This is a genomic window from Acaryochloris thomasi RCC1774 (assembly GCF_003231495.1).
GTDB lineage: Bacteria > Cyanobacteriota > Cyanobacteriia > Thermosynechococcales > Thermosynechococcaceae > RCC1774.
Genome location: NZ_PQWO01000025.1, coordinates 1 through 18,403 on the forward strand (window position 1 = coordinate 1; position 18,403 = coordinate 18,403).

At 49.1% G+C, this 18,403-nt stretch carries 16 protein-coding genes and 1 pseudogene; 10 read left to right on the forward strand and 7 right to left on the reverse strand.

Annotated features, from left to right (window positions below; translation table 11 throughout):
* Nucleotides 1-244 precede the first annotated feature (244 nt).
* From psbU to C1752_RS23790, 10 genes are all read left to right on the forward strand, one after another.
* On the forward strand, nucleotides 245-667 hold the full coding sequence (psbU, locus tag C1752_RS23750; RefSeq protein ID WP_233501851.1) for a photosystem II complex extrinsic protein PsbU: 423 nt from the start codon (nucleotides 245-247) through the stop codon (nucleotides 665-667).
* Between the two features lie 139 nt (nucleotides 668-806).
* On the forward strand, nucleotides 807-1,829 hold the full coding sequence (locus C1752_RS23755) for a dihydroorotate dehydrogenase-like protein (RefSeq protein WP_110988542.1): 1,023 nt from the start codon (nucleotides 807-809) through the stop codon (nucleotides 1,827-1,829).
* Between the two features lie 42 nt (nucleotides 1,830-1,871).
* Nucleotides 1,872-3,026 (forward strand): ATP-dependent 6-phosphofructokinase, encoded by a 1,155-nt coding sequence (locus tag C1752_RS23760; protein ID WP_110988543.1) that lies wholly within the window; start codon nucleotides 1,872-1,874, stop codon nucleotides 3,024-3,026.
* 95 nt (nucleotides 3,027-3,121) lie between these two features.
* On the forward strand, nucleotides 3,122-4,255 hold the full coding sequence (hypD, locus tag C1752_RS23765; protein ID WP_110988544.1) for a hydrogenase formation protein HypD: 1,134 nt from the start codon (nucleotides 3,122-3,124) through the stop codon (nucleotides 4,253-4,255).
* Nucleotides 4,256-4,513: 258 nt separating this feature from the next.
* Entirely contained in the window at nucleotides 4,514-4,678 is a 165-nt protein-coding gene (locus C1752_RS29460) for a hypothetical protein (protein WP_233501852.1), read from the forward strand.
* 101 nt (nucleotides 4,679-4,779) lie between these two features.
* Entirely contained in the window at nucleotides 4,780-5,436 is a 657-nt protein-coding gene (locus tag C1752_RS23770; RefSeq protein WP_233501853.1) for a hypothetical protein, read from the forward strand.
* Between the two features lie 218 nt (nucleotides 5,437-5,654).
* Nucleotides 5,655-5,948, forward strand: a complete 294-nt coding sequence (locus tag C1752_RS23775; RefSeq protein WP_110988545.1) for a hypothetical protein — start codon at nucleotides 5,655-5,657, stop codon at nucleotides 5,946-5,948.
* A gap of 10 nt (nucleotides 5,949-5,958) precedes the next feature.
* Entirely contained in the window at nucleotides 5,959-6,360 is a 402-nt protein-coding gene (locus C1752_RS23780; RefSeq protein WP_110988546.1) for a type II toxin-antitoxin system VapC family toxin, read from the forward strand.
* Nucleotides 6,361-6,712: 352 nt separating this feature from the next.
* Nucleotides 6,713-7,165: a hypothetical protein gene (locus C1752_RS23785; protein ID WP_110988547.1), complete on the forward strand. Its 453-nt coding sequence runs from the start codon at nucleotides 6,713-6,715 to the stop codon at nucleotides 7,163-7,165.
* 26 nt (nucleotides 7,166-7,191) lie between these two features.
* A complete protein-coding gene (locus C1752_RS23790) occupies nucleotides 7,192-8,706 on the forward strand; it encodes a phytoene desaturase family protein (RefSeq protein ID WP_110988548.1) in 1,515 nt (504 codons plus the stop codon).
* A 38-nt stretch (nucleotides 8,707-8,744) separates the two neighbouring features.
* Here the strand turns inward: C1752_RS23790 and C1752_RS23795 are convergent, their stop codons facing one another.
* The 7 genes and pseudogenes from C1752_RS23795 to C1752_RS23825 form a co-directional block, all read right to left on the reverse strand.
* Nucleotides 8,745-9,761 (reverse strand): class I SAM-dependent methyltransferase, encoded by a 1,017-nt coding sequence (locus C1752_RS23795; protein ID WP_110988549.1) that lies wholly within the window; start codon nucleotides 9,759-9,761, stop codon nucleotides 8,745-8,747.
* A 92-nt stretch (nucleotides 9,762-9,853) separates the two neighbouring features.
* Nucleotides 9,854-10,030, reverse strand: a pseudogene (locus C1752_RS28600) (Hsp20/alpha crystallin family protein); the annotation flags it as partial.
* A gap of 30 nt (nucleotides 10,031-10,060) precedes the next feature.
* Nucleotides 10,061-11,293: an acetate kinase gene (locus C1752_RS23805; protein ID WP_110988551.1), complete on the reverse strand. Its 1,233-nt coding sequence runs from the start codon at nucleotides 11,291-11,293 to the stop codon at nucleotides 10,061-10,063.
* A 274-nt stretch (nucleotides 11,294-11,567) separates the two neighbouring features.
* Nucleotides 11,568-13,997, reverse strand: a complete 2,430-nt coding sequence (locus C1752_RS23810) for a phosphoketolase family protein (protein WP_110988552.1) — start codon at nucleotides 13,995-13,997, stop codon at nucleotides 11,568-11,570.
* 268 nt (nucleotides 13,998-14,265) lie between these two features.
* Nucleotides 14,266-14,745 (reverse strand): Hsp20/alpha crystallin family protein, encoded by a 480-nt coding sequence (locus C1752_RS23815; RefSeq protein WP_110988553.1) that lies wholly within the window; start codon nucleotides 14,743-14,745, stop codon nucleotides 14,266-14,268.
* 345 nt (nucleotides 14,746-15,090) lie between these two features.
* Nucleotides 15,091-16,233, reverse strand: a complete 1,143-nt coding sequence (locus C1752_RS23820) for a response regulator (RefSeq protein WP_353962725.1) — start codon at nucleotides 16,231-16,233, stop codon at nucleotides 15,091-15,093.
* Between the two features lie 42 nt (nucleotides 16,234-16,275).
* Nucleotides 16,276-18,300, reverse strand: a complete 2,025-nt coding sequence (locus C1752_RS23825; RefSeq protein ID WP_110988554.1) for a PAS domain-containing hybrid sensor histidine kinase/response regulator — start codon at nucleotides 18,298-18,300, stop codon at nucleotides 16,276-16,278.
* Nucleotides 18,301-18,403 lie beyond the last annotated feature (103 nt).

Sequence of the window (18,403 nt, forward strand, 5' to 3'; positions counted from 1 at the left end):
AGCGGGGCAGATGTTTAGCAATGAGTACGATTTAGCGATTGCCGTCATCGAAGGGATGACCGCTCGAGGTGAAAAGGGCAAATACAAGGTACACCGTCTTAAGTTTAATTCCGCCTAGCTACTTATTGCTCTGCTAAGGATTTTCAATTCTCAAAATAGCAATCAATCCTTTTATCACTAGTGTTTCTTTAGCAGGTACAGGTACCTATAAATTGAGTTTGATGAGATAAATATGATGAAGCGAATGAATAGACAATTAGTCATTTTGGGTTTAGCTTTGCTAACTTGTCTTGGACTATCGTTCTGGCTTGCTTCTGGTGCGATCGCTTTAGGAAATCAGAATCTATTGATGAAGGGTGCGATGGCCTCTGGGCAGTCTGTGACCCCTGCAGCCAATGTGACTGAAGGCTCATGCGTCGAAGGACAAACCATTGACTTGAATAATGCCAATGCGGTGGCGTTTACCGACTGCCCTGGATTTTATCCAACGCTGGCGAAAGAGATTGTCACCCACGGCCCCTACGAATCTGTTGAAGATGTCCTCAACATCCCAGGGCTAAACGACCAGCAGCGAGAGCTGTTACAGAAAAAGTTGGACTTGTTCTCTGTCTCTGAAGCCAGAATACCTATAGCTCAGCGGATGCCGCCCCGTTCCATGATGCGATGAGATTGATGGGGGACGCGTCGAAGTGTCCCCTGCCCTCACGGATTCCTCAGATTCCAGCTCTAAGTTGTAGGACATGGTCGTCCCTATCGATCTGTTATTTGGGAATGCAGAGTTATAGCACTGCTACAGGAGAATGTAGATGAATTTAAACACAAACTATTTGGACCTGACGCTACGTTCTCCCTTAGTTGTAGGAGCCTGTGCGCCTCTGACGGAAAAAATTGAGCATCTAAGACAGATAGAAGATGCTGGAGCTGCAGCAGTGGTGATGCATTCACTGTTTGAAGAACAATTACGTCAGGAGCGCTTTGAACTCCATCACCATCTCACCCACTGTACCGAAAGCTTTGCTGAATCCCTTTCTTACTTCCCGGAACCCGATATTTTTCACGTCGGTGCAGAAGCTTATCTTGAGCACATTTGGCGGGCAAAGGAAATCGTCGATATCCCCATCATCGCCAGTCTCAACGGCTCAACCCTCGACAGTTGGACAAATTATGCTCAGCAAATTGAGGAGGCTGGGGCTGATGCCCTAGAGCTAAATATTTACGCGATTCCCACTGATATCGCGACTCCAGGAACGGCTGTTGAGCAAACCTATATAGATATCGTTCGCGCCGTCACGACAACCGTTAATATCCCCGTTGCCGTTAAACTGAGTCCTTTCTTTAGCAATTTGGCTTATATGGCTCGGCGCTTAACAGATGCCGGTGCCAATGGGCTGGTTTTGTTTAATCGTTTCTACCAGCCTGACATTGATCTTGAAACCCTAGAAGTCACGCCCAATGTCTTACTCAGTACCCCCCAAGATTTGCGGCTGCCCATGCGGTGGATCGCAATTCTGTATGGAGCAGTGCCGATGGATTTAGCTGCAAGCAGCGGCATCCACACTGCAGCGGATGTATTGAAAATGCTGATGGTGGGAGCCAATGCCACCCTGCTGGTCAGTGTATTGCTGCGTCACGGAATTGATCACATTCGTACCCTAGAGCGAGATCTTCATCAGTGGTTAGAGGAGCACGATTATGACTCAGTACAGCAGCTCCAGGGCAACATGAGCCAGGTAAATTGTCCAGACCCCAGCGCCTATGAGCGGGTTCAGTACATGCAGGCTATCCAAACCTATCGCCCTTCATCAGAACCCTTTGTAAGTGTGAGTTAGTTCTGGGAATAACTATCCATCATTACTGATTACAAAAATCCTATGACCCCACCGAAACGCATTGGAATACTCACCAGCGGCGGCGACTGTCCGGGACTGAACGCGATTATTCGGGCTGTGATCAAATGCGCGACGAACAACGGTTGGGAGGTCTTTGGTATTCCCTACGGCACCAAGGGCTTTATTGACTTAGAAACCGGACAATGTCAGCCAGAAGACCTGCAGCTTAGAGAACATGGGTACGATCTGCCTAGCTTATTAGGAGGATTGGATATTCTTCAGTTCCTCAGCGGTAGTGTTTTAGGGGCATTGAATAAAGGCGATCCTAGCGATCCAGACATTGCCCGAGAAATCTTGCAGGGCTATCGGCATCTGAATCTTGATGCCTTAATTGCCATTGGCGGAGATGGCAGTCTCGACATCATTGATACCCTCGCTCAGCAGGGAAACTGGCAATGGATTGCGATTCCCAAAACCATCGATAATGATGTTCCGTTCACGGAGCAGTCCATCGGTTTTGATACCGCCGTCAATACAGTCACGAAGGCGCTTTATGATCTCACCTTTACGGCTGCCAGCCACGATCGCATCATGGCGGTCCAAGTCATGGGCCGCGATGCTGGACATTTAGCGTTTCAGTCTGGCATTGCCGGGGGCGCGGATGTGATTCTGATTCCAGAGCTAACGCCTTGCTTAAGCGAAAGGTTGGTGGATCAAATCTGTCACCAGATTTCTCGTCTGCGTCAGGGGGGCCGCCGATTTGCCCTTGTGGTGATTGCTGAAGGCGTTCGTAGACCAGACGGGAAAAAAGATTCACATATTAGCGATTATTTAGCACAGCAAATCCAGAGCCGGAGCCAAAGGTTGTGTGACTCTGGAGCGCCGCAGTTTTGTACGCTACAAGAAGTCGATACTAGGGCTACGGTATTAGGACATATCCAGCGCAGTGGCACTCCTTCTGCCTTTGATCGGTTGCTAGCGGCTCGATTTGGTCGTGAGGCGATTAACCTGATTGCGATGGATAAGTACAACCAACTCGTGGTTTTGGAAAATGGCGAAGTGACCAGTAAACCGTTAGATCAGGTGGTGCCTCAAGTTAGACAAAGCCATACAGATGGACGCTGCCCAGATCCGGTTGACGCTCAGGGACTGATGGTTCAGACGGCGAGGGATTTGGGGATTTATGTTGGGGATTGAATGCAAAAGTTATGAGTTTTGTATGTTGAGCTTTGAGTTTGGGAGAGGCCAGAGATTGGGCGATAGATCGCCAGATGTTCTGGGTTTGCTGAGTTATGAAGTTTGTTGATGAGTATCGGGATGCTGAGACAGCTCAAGGGTATGCGCGGGAGATTACGGGTCTAGTCACGCGACCCTGGACGATCATGGAAATTTGTGGGGGGCAGACCCATGCAATTGTGAAGTATGGGATTGACCAGCTTCTCCCGGATGAAATTACGCTGATACATGGGCCGGGGTGTCCGGTATGTGTGACTCCAGTGGCGTTGATTGATGATGCGATCTCACTTTCTTTAACTCCCAATACCATTCTCTGTTCCTTTGGCGATATGCTGCGCGTGCCGGGAAGTGACTGCGATCTCTTATCAGCAAAGGCTCAGGGTGGCTCGGTACGAATGGTTTACTCTCCGCTGGATGCCCTCAAGCTAGCTCAGAAAAACCCAGAACAGCAGGTGGTTTTCTTTGCGGTGGGCTTTGAAACCACGGCCCCGACAACCGCAATGGCTGTTTATCAAGCACATCAGCAGAAAGTGGACAATTTTTCAGTGTTGGTGGCCCATGTTTTGGTCCCACCCGCGATGGCGGCGATTTTAGCTGCGCCGGACTGCAGAGTGCAGGGCTTCTTAGCGGCAGGGCATGTTTGTACAGTGATGGGATATGGGGAATATGATGAGATCGCAGCCCAATATCACACCCCAATTGTCGTCACAGGCTTTGAACCCGTCGATATTCTGCAGGGGATTTATCACTGTATACAACAGCTAGAAGCCGGGACAGCTACAGTTGAGAATCAGTATGCCCGAGCCGTTCAACCCCAAGGGAACCTGACTGCTCAGCGGCTAATGATGGAAGTCTTTGAGGGGTGCGATCGCAAGTGGCGCGGCATGGACAGCATGCCTAAAAGTGGACTCAAACTTCGCTCTGAGTATGCCTATCTTGATGCCCACCATCATCTGTCGAGGGAAGTGGGTCAACCACTAAATTCCAGCTTGTCTGCCAGCGCATCTCGTCCAGAAACCGAGTGCATCAGTGGACAGATTTTACAAGGAACCCAAAAGCCGCCCGACTGTCCGGCCTTTGGCACCCGTTGTATACCTGAACACCCCCTCGGTGCCCCAATGGTATCGTCGGAAGGCGCTTGTGCCGCCTATTATCGATATCGGCAGTCGATGCCCTATTACAAGGTTTAGCACGCTCAAGATTCAAACTTAATTTTCTGAACAAAATGAACTACCGTATAATTCCGAGATAATGACATTATCTCGGAATTATACGGATGGTGGCGGATAATATCCTTCCAGGCGGAGTTATCCGCCACCATCCGTATAATTAGTATTATGTGGCACCGATAGACTGCAATAGCAAACCCCGAATCTCAGAAATTGTGTTGGAAATTTGAAGACATCATCACTTTTAACAAGGTTTTAGATTTAGCTAGTAAGATGCGTATGGCTCAGCAAGATCCCTCTGAACAACAAAAGCTAGTAATAACACTTGAAGAGAATGCAATGGATTCTCTCGTTCACGGCATTGAGCATCACCTTTATGGCAAACGTAAGTCTGATTGGAAATATATAGTTCTGCATGTTTTCCATGCAGTTGAACTTTTTTAAAGGCAAGACTTGCAAAGCATGATGAAAAACTTATTTATACAAATCGCAAAAATGGACATACAGTTAGTTGCGTTGAAGCAATCGGGCGATTGGTAAATGAAGTGAATATTCCGCTGGATAGTTATGCGGAATGTAAATTCAATAGCAAAAAAGCTAAATATCAATTTACCGGAGAGTTGGAAGAGTTACGGCAAGCAAGAAATGACATTGAGCATAAGGAAGCTTCTCTTAATAAAGATGCAGTTAATAAATTCCTGGGTGTCTCATTCCGATTCTTAGATGATTTTGTGAGTCGAGAGCTAGGACTAAGTTTGTCTGAGAAGTTAGAAGAACTTGATGAACTTCGATGGGAAGAGATGATTGAAGCAGGTATAGAAGAAATACCTGAGCAAGACAGCTACCAAACGCTCTCTCTTGCTTTCCTCTTGTACATTAAACATATGTCAGATCGGGGTATACCACTTCATCCTAAGGAAAGAGTTGATCATTCATTTTTTACTTGCGAAGTATGTGGTGAAGAAGCAGTTGTTCTACCCGATCCAAGGTCCTACTCTACGATCACTTACTGCTACAATTGTCGCGCTAAATATGAAGGTCATGCGTGTGCAAGATGTGAGCAGATTTACATAGAATATTTAGGTGAATGGGAAAAAGGCGACATCCCACCTGAGCATCCTGATTTGAAAAGTCTTTTGAACTCTGGAGAAGATGACATGTCTTTTTGTCAAATGTGTCAAGGTTGGATTGCAGATCAGTAATAGTGAAAATGCCGCATAACAATTCGGGTGCAGCGGATTGATCGAAGCCGCTTGGGTTGGATGCAAAAAACTTGGCAACCGCTGACCCGAACCGGTTATCAGGCTTCGCATGAAGACTTTGTAATTGTCCTTCCGTGCGATCAGGGGCCAAAAGCAACCGTTGGGCTATCTCTGCTAAATTCCAATAGTATAAGACTAGACCTATATGGAGGTGTACTATGACCCCACAACTTGAAGTCGCAGTCGCTGCCATCCAGTCACTCTCACCCACAGAGCGTCAGCAACTGCTGCAAATTCTTATCCAAAGCGACTTAAACTCAACTTCTCAAACTGATCTCAAAGCACTCAGCACCCAGTTTTGGCATGGCACCTCACTCAAGCAATTACGCGCCACCCAAACTCCCACGACCATTCATAACCTCAAAGATCTTGCTGCTGACTTTTGGCCCGCAGAAGACTCGATTGAGGATTTCCTTACCTTTCTGCGAGAGCAGCGCCAAGCAGTGATCTAGCCGAAATCCCATGAGCCTTGCCCTAATTGACACGGACATCACCTCCTTCATCTTCAAAGGTAGCGACTATGCCGATCCTTACCTGCCACTTCTGAGCGATCAGGAATTAGCACTTTCTTTCATGACCATCGCTGAACTGTTTCAGTGGGCGATCCTGCGTCAGTGGGGCAAGCGTCGCTTTTCGCAGCTAGAGCAATACCTATCGAATTACCTCATCATTCCGGTTGATCAACCGCTTTGTCGGGAATGGGCGCAGGTGCGGAGCGATCGCCAGAGTGCAGGACGACCGATTTCCCCTCAGGATGCTTGGATTGCCGCCACAGCTTTACGCCACGACTTACCGCTAGTCACTCACAACATCAAAGATTTTGCAGGAATTTCCAATCTACAGCTCATGATGCCTCCACTCTAACGCCTTGCTTGTTGTAGTCAGAACGCTCACAAAGTCCTCAAGTTTAGTGCCTATCTTCTAGGTGGGGCGGGCCATAACATCAGCCCTCACGCCTGATGCCCATAGCGAGAGCAGGCCCCACGCCAGGAGGTGTACATCATGATCAACACAAAACCGAAACCTGCTCAACAACCATCCGTTCCTCAGCGGAAAAAGCATTGTAAGCGCAAAGACTTACGAAGACAAAATTTGAAAATAAATCCTCCGAAGTGGTCTGTTCATCTACAGCGTCCTACCCCGACTTCTGAGAAGTTAAGTGATTGGGCAGAAGCGTCCTAGAATAACGGCCCCCCTAGACAGGAGAGAACGAAGGATGAGATCACAACCCCACTCCGGCTTGAATTTCCAAGGCAAAATTATTGCTCTATGGACGACGTTTTTGTTGGGGATGCTCTTTCATACCCAGTTGGCTCTAATGCCGCTATTTCATGGTATTGATGTCACCCAGTCCCATACCCATGAATATTTAGAATTGTCCTCTATCCTGTGGTTAATGCTGGGGATCTTTGCCCTGCCCATGCTGGCTATTGTGGCGATAGCCTTTACCGCGTCGAGACGATTTCGACAGCTCCACTTCGGCCTCACTGTGTTTTTTACTGTGAGCAATCTCCTGCATTTTGTGTCAGACGTATTGGTCTCTGTACCCAGCTATCAACTCTTTTTGATGGCCCTCTTATTTGCGATCGGACTGCTTCTTAATTTAGTCTCCTATCAATGGATCAGAGAGGGAAACCGTGATCGCCAACTCTTCAAGGCAGTCTTGTGAAGTTGAGAGGATGATGTCATTTCTCTATGACTAATTCTTCGACTGACATCATTTTTATTGGAGCAGGCATCGCTGGACTCGCTGCGGGCTGCTATGCCCAAATGAATGGCTATCGCACGGAGATCTTTGAGCTACATAACCAGCCGGGAGGACTATGCACCGCCTGGGAACGCAACGGATATACCTTCGACGGCTGCATTCACTACTTGTTTGGCTCGGCTCCAGGACAGCCCTTTCACAACCTGTGGCAAGAGCTAGGCACTATTCAGGACCGATCATTTGTACACCATGATGAACTCATCCGTCTGACGGGGCCAGAGGGAAAGACGCTGATTGTTTATAGCGATCCTGATCGGCTGCGAGAGCACCTGATCGCGCTGTCACCCTGCGATCGCGAACTAATCCACGCCTTCTGCAACGATATTCTTGCCTTCAGACACTTTGATCTATCCTTGCTGCAGCAACAGCCCAAAGCGTTAATGGGGCCGATTGATTGGGCAAAACTGGGCCGAAAGACGCTGCCGTTTTTAAGTCCGATGATTCGGTGGGGCCGATACTCTGCTCAAGACTTTGGCAAGCGGTTCAAAGATCCATTTCTACGACAGGCTATTCCTCAGATGTTTTCTTGGCCCAGCATTCCTCTCATTGTGGGGATGTCGCTGCTGGCTGCAATGCATAATAAAAATGCTGGATATCCCCTCGGTGGATCGCTGGTGTTTGCCCGTGCCATTGAGCAACGGTACCGAGCGCTGGGGGGAACGATTCACTACAGCGCTCAGGTGGAACGAATTTTAGTCAAGCGAGATCGCGCCATTGGCATCCGGCTATACAACAATGATGAGTATTTCGCGCACCGCATCATTTCTGCCTGTGATGGACGGAACACCCTGTTTGATCTGTTAGACGGGCGATATACAACGCGCTGCACTAAGCGTTTTTATGATGGGCATCTCCCGATCCACTCTCAGTTGCAGGTGTCATTAGGAGTCAACCGTGATTGTTCAGATCATCCGCACTGGGTCACGCACCTACTCGATCAGCCCATCACCATCGCAGGAGAGAAGCAGTATGAAATCAGCGTTAAGCACTATTGTTTCGATCCATCGCTAGCCCCTACGGGGAAATCTGTTATGATCGTCATGATGAATACGCCTAATTCCTATTGGCAGCGCATTTATGGGCGCTCAGCCTATGCTGCTGAAGAGATCCAAGAATCGAGCATTCTCATTGATCAACTGGAGCGCATTTATCCCGGTATCAAAGCAGATATTGAATGCGTTGATGTGGCAACGCCGCTCAGCTATGAGCGGTATACCGGCAACTGGCAAGGCTCAAGTTGCGGATGGCTGCTCACCAAGCGAACGATGCCGTTGATGATTGGTGGTCTACCCAAGACACTTCCAGGACTGGCTCACTTTTATCAAATTGGTCAGTGGGTTGAACCGGGGGGGAGTGTCCCCATTGTGGCGATGTCGGGGCGCAATATTATTCAGCAGATCTGCCATGAGGACCGCAGGATATTTGCAACAACAAGTCCCTGATCTCTGCTCTAACCTGAATTGCTTAAGCTGCAATCCATCTACTTTTTCATCACGACTCGATGCAACTCGGCCTCTTTCTGTTGAAAGAATAACCAGGCAATCGGGAAAAAAGTCATATACCGATTGAAGACTTCTAGACCGACCAAACCTATTGCCTTTTCTTGGTTGGCAGCTAAGCGGTCATACCATGCTTTAAGAGTTGGCTTGTAGTCATGAACTGAGTCGTGGGTAATCATAAAACCCGCACTCTCTGCAGCCTCAATATGACGGTGATGCATGACCAATAGAGAACCGGGGAAGAATAACTGCATCAATATTCCAGATACTGGGTAGGGTTCACGTTCAAAAGAGAAAAACTGATGAACGGCTAACCCCTTTGGCACAAGCGCATCATAGATTTTTTGATAGACCGCTTTTAGCTCCTTGGGTTTGACATGCTCCAGTGATCCGATCGAGAGGATGCGATCGTAGGGGCCATCTTTGAACAGAGCCGTGACAAAATTGGTGAGGGATACATTCAAATCTAGTTTGTGTTGATCGTAAATGAGCTGTTCCTTTGATAGGGTAAATCCAGATAATTCACCACGATGCCCCGCATCTTGAATAAACCTCAGCATTGAACCCCAGCCACACCCAAGATCTAATAGCTTCTCATTACCGTTTAATTCCAAGAGAGAAAGCAGGTGTCGAGCTTTGTGTTCTTGCGCGGTTTCTAACGTATCCTGATTACTCTTAAATTCAGCACAAGTATAGAACTTGTATTGAGTATCAAGGAATAACGCATAGAACTCGTTCGATACATCGTAATGAGATTCAATACCGATTGCATGGTCTTGCTTCAGCATGGAGTCTAAATAGGCCTTCCGCTTTGACTCTGGGGGATAAGCTCTAGCAAAAAACTCAAGCCCAGCGGATCTAGGCTTGCTCCAGAAACTCCAGTTCTCTTCTGCGGGTAAGGGGGTTGGTGAATGAATCCTCTTGTTTGCGATCGCATAAAGCAGACCGTAATTCATAAAATCAGAGGTAAAGTCGGATACTCTTTTTGGATAGTTCATTCTGGCTACCTCTACTGATGAGTATGAATCTCATGATCGACATCATCCTGAAACTCTGAACGCCTCTAGGCTCGTTCATTACGCACGAACCGCTAACTTACCGCTCCCTTGACGGACTTCTTCTCCTCCTGGTCAGCCTCCGGCAAGGTGAGATTGAAAACACCTTTGTCGTATTCGGCTTCAACATGATCAGGCTGAATGGGACTGGGCATCGAGATGACTCGCTCAAACTTGCCATCGTAGAACTCAGAGTGAGCTGTGCCTTCAGGCTCACTTTTTGATTCTGACTTCCGTTTCGATCATAGAGAAAGAACTTGATGAACTTGTGAGGGATATGAAGTTAGGCAGCGCCAACAATCTTGGGCGATCGCCCAGTCTTCCTGGGTATGAATCACCAGCACGCGAACGCTAGATTCAGTAGTGGCAATATCCTGATCCACTGGGTCGCTGTTGTTCTTAGCTGCGTCAATCTTCAATCCCAAAAACGCTAAAGCGTTACAGATTTCTGCGCGTACTCCTGCTGAATGTTCTCCAATTCCTGCAGTGAAGACAATGACATCGATACCGCCCAAGCTCATTAACATTGAACCCAGGCAGGATTGTAAGCGATGGAGATAGAGATCCCGTGCTAGTTTGGCCTGCTTGTTGCCCTGTGCGATCGCATCATCAATCTCGCGCATATCATGGGAGATCCCCGAAATGCCCTTGAGGCCAGATTCTTTATTGAGCATCTGATCAAGCTGATCGGCAGAATAGCCCTGGCGCATCAAGTGAATCAAAATGCCAGGATCAACCGCTCCCGACCGCGTACCCATCATCAATCCGTCTAACGGTGTATATCCCATCGTGGTGTTGATGCTCCTACCACTCTTTACCGCCGTCAGAGAAGCCCCATTCCCTAGGTGACAAACGATCAATCGCTCCACCTCTCGCCCCAGGATCTGAGCAGTCCGCTGAGTGCAGTACTGATGACTAATGCCGTGGAAGCCATAGCGACGAATGTCCTGCTCAATCCAGTTATAGGGGCCGGGATAGGTGGCGGCAATATCGGGGATGCGACTGTGAAAGGCGGTATCGAAAACAGCGATTTGAGGCACATTGCCAAGAAGCTCCTCTATGATTTCGATGCCTTCTAGGTTGGCCTCATTGTGGGTTGGCGCTAGGGGGATTAGGGATGCGATCTCATCCTTGACCTCATCCGTCACCACACTCGCTTGGTACTTCTGTCCTCCATGCACAACCCGATGCCCCACAACATCAATCTCTTGCAGGTTTTGAATCACTTGAGTCCGTCCCTGCCAAAGTGTCATTAATAGATGCAGAAGAGCGTCAGCTCGAGAGACCGACAATAATTCCTCTTCTAGCTTCTCCCCCGCCGCAGTTCTGACAAGCAAGGCCGCATTATCTGGACGATGCCAATCCAGTTGAGCCTCCCAAAGTGGTGCTGGTGGAGCATCTGGGAACAACTCTTCAATCTTGTACAGGCAACACTTATGGCTACTGGACCCTGCATTGAGGACTAAAATCTTCATTGCCGCTCATGCCCCTGTATCGTCTTCAGACTTAAATCGCGTGGCTCTAACTTAATCCTTTCCTCACCGGTCTCAGGACACCAAACCCATTCTTTTTTGGACTCTCCCCCTAGAAGTGGAGCCACTGCGTATTCCTGGCGGAACGCTTCGCGACGGGGCGGGTTCCCTGACTCCACAGGACATAGCCAGTAGCGTGGGGGCTGGGGGGGCCAGTGAAACGCTTCAGGCCACCTAGAACATCTTGGATCGACAGTAGAGGAAAGAGCTGAGCGCCTTATTCACAACCCTCAGAGTAAGGCCACTTCCAATCTACAATCTCATCTTGGTCTTTACCATGCTCATGGGCATAGGCCAGACATTCGATAATCTTGTTGCGCATTCTTTCCTTGGCATGACCTGCCGCTGAACCCAGCTTGGGCACCCGATCGATCACATCAATCACCAAATTAAAACGATCTACCTCATTCTTAATCGCCAGCTCCAGCGGCGTATTGATGTTGCCCTGTTCCTTGTAGCCGCGCACATGAATGCGCTCTTGGTTGGAGCGACGGTAGACAAGCTTGTGAATCAGCCAGGGATAGCCATGAAAGTTAAAGATAATCGGCTTGTCGGTTGTAAATAGAGAATCAAAGTCCCGATTCGATAACCCGTGGGGATGCTCCCCTTCCGACACCAGCTTGAATAGATCCACCACATTTACAAACCGCACTTTGAGCCAAGGAAATTCATCTCGTAAAATCGCCGTTGCTGCTAGCGACTCCATCGTCGGAATATCGCCACAACAGGCCATCACCACATCCGGTTCATCCGGCTCAGTACCGCAGTCATCATTGCTGGCCCAGTCCCAAATGCCGATTCCCTTCGTGCAGTGGGCAACTGCCTCATCCATCGATAGATACTGCAGGTGATTCTGCTTGTCAGAGATGATCACATTGATGTAATCCACACTGCGGAAGCAATGATCTGCCACCGACAGCAAACAATTAGCATCCGGTGGGAAGTAGACCCGCACTACGTCTGGACTCTTGTTCGTTACCAAATCCACATAGCCCGGATCTTGGTGGCTAAAGCCATTATGGTCTTGTCGCCACACTAGCGAAGAGAGCAGAATATTTAACGAGGAAACTGACCGTCGCCAAGGGACATGATTCCGGCAGATATCTAACCATTTGGCATGTTGGTTAAACATCGAATCGACCACGTGAGCAAAGGCTTCGTAGGTGTGAAAGAGGCCGTGGCGTCCGGTGAGCAGGTAGGTTTCCAGCCAGCCCTGCAGCGTATGCTCGCTGAGCATCTCCATTACGCGGCCATCACGGGCGAGTTCGGTCCCGTCTTCATCTTCGGGATATATATCCGCCATCCAAACTTTCTTGGTGACTTGATAGACATCCTGGAGGCGATTCGAGGCGGTTTCATCCGGTCCCATCAACCGGAAGTTGTCAGGATTGTCCCGCATGATCTCCCGCATGAATAGACCCAGTGCCTTCGTATTCTCAAACTCCACGTTGCCGCGCTGGTCGCCGATATCGATGGCAAGATCATTGAAGTCGGGCAGCTTCAGCGCCTTCCGCAATAGGCCGCCATTGGCGTGGGGGTTGGACCCCATACGACGATTTCCTTCCGGTGCCAGTGCCTTCAGCTCTGGGATCAGTGCCCCAGATTCATCAAATAGCTCTTCCGGCTTGTAGCCGCGCATCCATTCTTCGAGCTTAAGCAGGTGATCAGGGTTGTCGTGCATCCCACCCATCGGGACTTGATGCGATCTCCAAAAATCTTCGACCTTCTTTCCGTCTACTTCTTGTGGTCCCGTCCAGCCCTTCGGAGTCCGCAGCACAATCATCGGCCAACGAGGGCGCTCAATCTTGCCCGTGGTGCGGGCTTCTTGCTGCACTTCCCGAATCTTGAGAATGCACTCCTCCATGACCGCCGCCATTTTATGATGCATCTCTGCCGGATTCTTGCCCTCAACAAAATAGGGCGTGTAGCCATAGCCCTTGAACAGACACTCCAGCTCTTCATGGGAGATCCGGGCCAGAATCGTGGGGTTCGCAATCTTGTAGCCGTTCAGATTCAGAACCGGGAGCACGGCACCATCACGAACCGGGTTGATGAACTTATTAGAGTGCCAAGAGGTCGCCAGCGGCCCTGTCTCTGATTCACCATCACCCACCACACAGGTCACAATCAAATCCGGGTTGTCTAAAACTGCACCGTAGGCGTGGGAAACGCTATAGCCCAGCTCTCCGCCCTCATGAATGGACCCTGGTGTTTCAGGCGTTACGTGACTCCCGATAAAGCCAGGGAAGGAGAACTGCTTGAAGAACCGCTGCATTCCTTCGGCGTCTTCGCTTTTGTCGGGATAGATTTCAGAATAGGTTCCTTCCAAATACACCGGCCCCAAAACACCGGGTGCTCCATGACCTGGACCAGCCATGAAGATCATGTCGAGGTCGTATTTTTTGATCAGCCGATTGCAGTGAATATAGGTAAAACTCAATGCGGGAGAGGCTCCCCAATGTCCCAGTAGTCGATGCTTCACCTGCTCAGCCTTTAGTGGCTCCTTGAGCAGGGGGTTTTCTCGTAAGTAAATCATCCCAACGGCGAGATAGTTGCAGGCTCGCCAATAAGCATTAATCTGCTTCAACTCGCTTTCAGTTAAGGATTCTGACTGGGAATCTGTGGGTTGAATAGGTGTTTGAACCATGAGTCTCTCTATTGAAATTGCTGCAAGTTCGGCATTTGAGGGCACTGAGGCTATTAATATTGCTCAAAGCCTATCAAATTGATGGTTGGGGCACAGTTGCCTGGACAACAGTTCAAATCGTTGGCTCTTGTTCTGTCGATCTCAGGCTTCTGTTGTGGCTGCAATAAGTAACGCGATCGCATCCCACAGATCGGAGATGAGATCGCAACTACAAGTCAATAACGCAATAACCAGAATGCCGTTAGGCGATTTCATACGGCATAAACCGCTAACTTACTTTCACCTTGACGGACTTTCTTTCCTCCTTCTCAGACTTGGGCAAGGTGAGATTGAGAACGCCGTTGTTGTATTCAGCTTCAACGTGATCGGGCTGAATGCGGCTGGGCATAGGAATCACCCGCTCAAACTTGCCATAGTGGAACTCAGAGCGAACGGTACCTTCAGACTCAGTCTCAGATTCAGTCTTCCGTTCTCCCTTTACTGAAACGGCATTTTCTGTAACTTCGACATTGAGGTCTTTGGCATCTAGACCAGGGACTTCGAGCTTAAGATGAACTTCTGTGTCGGTTTCATCCATCTCTACTGAGGGGATAAAGGCGAGGCCATCTTCCCCTGCAGCATCTGGCATCCACCGCTCAAACATCCGATCCATCTCGCGCCGTAGGGTTTCCATCTCATGGAAAGGTTCCCAGCCAAAGGGCTGCCAGCGTTCAAGACCACGGAACGGATCACGACGAACAATAGACATAATCTCCTCTCCTAGTGTTCAACGACATCACGGGGATATCCCAACTGCAGTTTGAGCAAACACTACTACGTTGCAACTGTAGGGATTACCCTCGCTCTACTTTGATCGTAGAGAAAGACTTTGATGAACTTGTGAGGATGTGGCTGGTGGAGAATTAGGGAGATAGAGGGGGGATTTTGAGTCTTGAAAGATGAGTTTCGAGTTGGGGAGATAGGGGGTGAAGGTGATTGAATTTTTTGACGTACTCCCACGGATAAATCGAGTGGGATTCAGCGCGACCGAAAGAGTGTTCAGCTTTTTGTGTGAGCAGTATTTTCGTCAATAACTGAATCGTTCTGGGAACGTTCACCCGCCTCGATCAGCTTTCCCCTTTGTTATTTCTGTCTGGTAGAGTAAAGTAAAACGCTGTGCCCACACTGGGTTCAGACACAACCCAAATTTGTCCCCCATGATGCTCAACGACCTTTTTGCAGGTTCGAGGCCAATCCCTGTGCCAGGGTATTCCTGTTGAGAATGAATTCGTTGAAAGGCTTTGAAAATTTGCTCGGATTGAGTTGAATCGATCCCAATCCCGTTATCGTGAACGCCAAACAGCCATTCATCTGGACGATACTCCGCCGAAATTCTGACCTGGATCGGTTCTTCTGGACGGTGAAACTTGATGGCATTGTCGATCAAGTTTTGGAACAGTACTGCAAGCAGGACTGCATCTGCCATCACCGTAGGCAGCGGATCATGGGTGATGGTTGCCCCCTGTTGGTCGATGGCGATCTGCATATTTGCCAACACTTGGGCCAATAACGTCTCGCAGTCTGTCGGTTCTAATGGCTTGGGTTCGGCTCCAATGCGACTGTAGGTGAGCAGATCTTCAATGAGGTCTTTCATCTGCGTTGATGCAGTGGTGATTCGAGCTACAAACTCTAGTCCTTCGTTACCTAGATTCTGCTCAAACTTGAATCCCAGTAGCTTGGCAAAGCCAAGGATGACCTGTAAGGGTTGCTGCAAATCATGAGAAACCACATAGGCAAATTGTTCGAGCTGTCGATTAGAATGCAGCAGCTCTTCGTTTTGGGCAACCAACTTTTCACGGAGTCGAGTGATGGTCAGTTGATTCTCAACCCGAACGATAACTTCCTCGGTTTGGAAGGGCTTGGTGATGTAGTCCACACCTCCTACTTCAAACGCTGTGACCTTATCGAGAGTATCGTCCAGGGCGCTGAGGAAGATAACTGGAATATCGTAGGTTTTGACATTAGCCTTGAGCTGCTGACAGACTTCGTAGCCATTCATCTCTGGCATTCTAATATCGAGCAATACCAAATCCGGCGGGTCCATTTGGACTGCCGATAGAGCCATCGCACCGTTCTTCACAGCTCGGACTTCATAGCCCTGCTCTGTGAGGGTTTTAGACAACAGCCGCAGGTTCTCTGGGGTGTCATCTACGATCAGAATGTCGCCTTTGTTTTCGTCGATATTAGGGGGCGTCATATATACAACTTACTAAACGTAAGTTTCGGAAAGCGTTGAGCGTTACTGCTGGGTGAGCGTTAGGATCTTTTCAAAATCAAAGCAATTGACGAGATCCGTTAGTCCCTTGGCTAGTATGGCGTGTTCTGCAGGAATTTGCTCAATCAGTGACTCCATTTTCTTGGCTCTCGCACTGACTGCTGCTTGCTGGAGTTCTGCGATCCAGTCGGTTGACATCACCCTGATATCGGTGGCTGTCACCTCAGAAGGACTAGGTGTTGAGGGTTGAGGACTGTCTTTATAGACGTAACGGACCCCGAGGTACTCTGCCATTTTCTCGAAGATGGTGCTTTCTAGAAAGGGTTTGTGGACAAGGTCGTCACACCCTGCCGCCAGGATTTGTTCTCTGTCTTGGTCTAGGGCGCTGGCCGTGAGGGCAATAATCACGGTATCTTGCTCTTTCATCTGAGCCTTGATCTGTTGAGTGGCTTCGTAACCATCCATCACGGGCATTCGCATATCCATCCAAATCAGATGCGGCTGCCAACTATTCCATAGGTCGATGGCGATATGTCCATTTTCGGCTTCCTTTACCTCAAATCCAAGTGGCTTTATAAGCCTAACCATCAGCTTTCGGTTCTCTAGTCGATCTTCAACGATTAAGATTCGGTAGACGGGTTGGTCTGGGGCTAGCTTAATGACTCGCCGAGGGGTGGGTTGGGGTTGGCTCTCTGCTGCACCCGCCAGATGAACTCGGACGTTGAATTGAAACGTGGTCCCTTGCTTCACTGTGCTTTTTAAGGTCAGACTGCCCCCCATCAACTGTACAAAGTGCCGACTAATGGGTAAACCGAGACCGCTCCCTTGTTGCGACTGGCGGCCCGTTTCGGTTTGGGCGAACGCGGCGAACAGTTGATCGACTTCTTCAGGATCAATTCCTGGCCCTGTATCTTCAACTTCAAAATGGAGGTCAGGCTGAAGGCTACCGTTTTCAGATTCGTTTTCAGATTCCTGCGGCTCCACTCGCACCCGGAGGGTGACTTGCCCCGTTTCTGTAAATTTGATCGCATTCCCCAATAGGTTAATCAAAACCTGGCGCAGCTTTCCTTCCTCTGTCCGCACATATTGAGGAACGTTGGGTTTGCGATCGCAAACCAGTTTCAGCCCCTTCGTTTGAGCACGCAGGCTCAGCATCTGGGTTAGGTTATCAAGAAGACCATGCAAGTCAAAGCTATGTTCATTGAGGGTCACTCGACCGGCTTCAATCTTGGACATTTCTAGAATGTCGTTAATCAATTCCAGCAGATGTCCGCCACTGCGATTGATGATGCTGAGATTTTCTTTTTGAGCAGCAGTCAGGGCAGAGTCACGATTCATGAGCTGAGAGAAGCCCAAAATGGCATTGAGGGGGGTCCGCAGTTCATGGCTCATGTTGGCAAGGAACCCACTTTTGGCGCGGTTGGCAACCTCTGCCGCTTCTTTGGCCTGCTGGAGTTCGGTCTCTACCCGTTTGCGATCGCTAATATCGCGCAAAATCGCTGTAAAGACTTTTTGGTCTCCGAGGTGCAGTTGAGAAATCGAAGCTTCGGCAGGAAACTCTGTGCCATCCTTGCGGCGACCAAAGACCTCACTGCGATCGCCCATTGCTCTTGCAGTGGTAGAAGACGTTCCAAATTCTTTCAAGTGCTGGCGATGGATGGAGACGGCGCGTTGCGGCATCAGGATATCGAGGGATTCACCCAGCACTTCATCGGCGGTGTACCCAAATATGCCTTCTGCTCCTTTATTGAAGCGGGCAATCTTTTGATGTTTGTCCACCGAGATAATGGCATCGTTGGCAATATCAAGAATTCCCGACAGCATTGCTTCTGAACCCCGCAGAGCTGATTCTATCTCTCGGTTTTGGGAATCTTGTTGCAACTGTTCATGTGCCTTTTGCAGTGCCTCAGTGAGCTGTTTTGTTCGACCTGTCGCACGGCTAATCAATACAGCCAGGGTGAAGGTTCCTAATATCCCCAGAGCTGCTAAGAGTGGATGCCCCGTCAATGCGGTCAGGACATGATTATGAAAAGGGTCTGAGGATGTCATACCTGTATAGGAGCCTCAAAATATCATCATCCAACATCAACATCCCGAACAGGAGCCTGGATGCTGGCTGACTCGAATTCTAATCTACTCAGAGGTGATTGAG

Excerpts from the sequence above, each read along its gene's own strand:
- psbU (WP_233501851.1), top strand. The coding sequence starts at position 245 with ATGAATAGACAATTAGTCATTTTGGGTTTAGCTTTGCTAACTTGTCTT.
- C1752_RS23755 (WP_110988542.1), top strand. The coding sequence starts at position 807 with ATGAATTTAAACACAAACTATTTGGACCTGACGCTACGTTCTCCCTTA.
- C1752_RS23760 (WP_110988543.1), top strand. The coding sequence starts at position 1,872 with ATGACCCCACCGAAACGCATTGGAATACTCACCAGCGGCGGCGACTGT.
- hypD (WP_110988544.1), top strand. The coding sequence starts at position 3,122 with ATGAAGTTTGTTGATGAGTATCGGGATGCTGAGACAGCTCAAGGGTAT.
- C1752_RS29460 (WP_233501852.1), top strand. The coding sequence starts at position 4,514 with ATGGCTCAGCAAGATCCCTCTGAACAACAAAAGCTAGTAATAACACTT.
- C1752_RS23775 (WP_110988545.1), top strand. The coding sequence starts at position 5,655 with ATGACCCCACAACTTGAAGTCGCAGTCGCTGCCATCCAGTCACTCTCA.
- C1752_RS23780 (WP_110988546.1), top strand. The coding sequence starts at position 5,959 with ATGAGCCTTGCCCTAATTGACACGGACATCACCTCCTTCATCTTCAAA.
- C1752_RS23785 (WP_110988547.1), top strand. The coding sequence starts at position 6,713 with ATGAGATCACAACCCCACTCCGGCTTGAATTTCCAAGGCAAAATTATT.
- C1752_RS23790 (WP_110988548.1), top strand. The coding sequence starts at position 7,192 with ATGACTAATTCTTCGACTGACATCATTTTTATTGGAGCAGGCATCGCT.
- C1752_RS23795 (WP_110988549.1), bottom strand. The coding sequence starts at position 9,761 with ATGAACTATCCAAAAAGAGTATCCGACTTTACCTCTGATTTTATGAAT.
- C1752_RS23805 (WP_110988551.1), bottom strand. The coding sequence starts at position 11,293 with ATGAAGATTTTAGTCCTCAATGCAGGGTCCAGTAGCCATAAGTGTTGC.
- C1752_RS23810 (WP_110988552.1), bottom strand. The coding sequence starts at position 13,997 with ATGGTTCAAACACCTATTCAACCCACAGATTCCCAGTCAGAATCCTTA.
- C1752_RS23815 (WP_110988553.1), bottom strand. The coding sequence starts at position 14,745 with ATGTCTATTGTTCGTCGTGATCCGTTCCGTGGTCTTGAACGCTGGCAG.
- C1752_RS23820 (WP_353962725.1), bottom strand. The coding sequence starts at position 16,233 with ATGACGCCCCCTAATATCGACGAAAACAAAGGCGACATTCTGATCGTA.
- C1752_RS23825 (WP_110988554.1), bottom strand. The coding sequence starts at position 18,300 with ATGACATCCTCAGACCCTTTTCATAATCATGTCCTGACCGCATTGACG.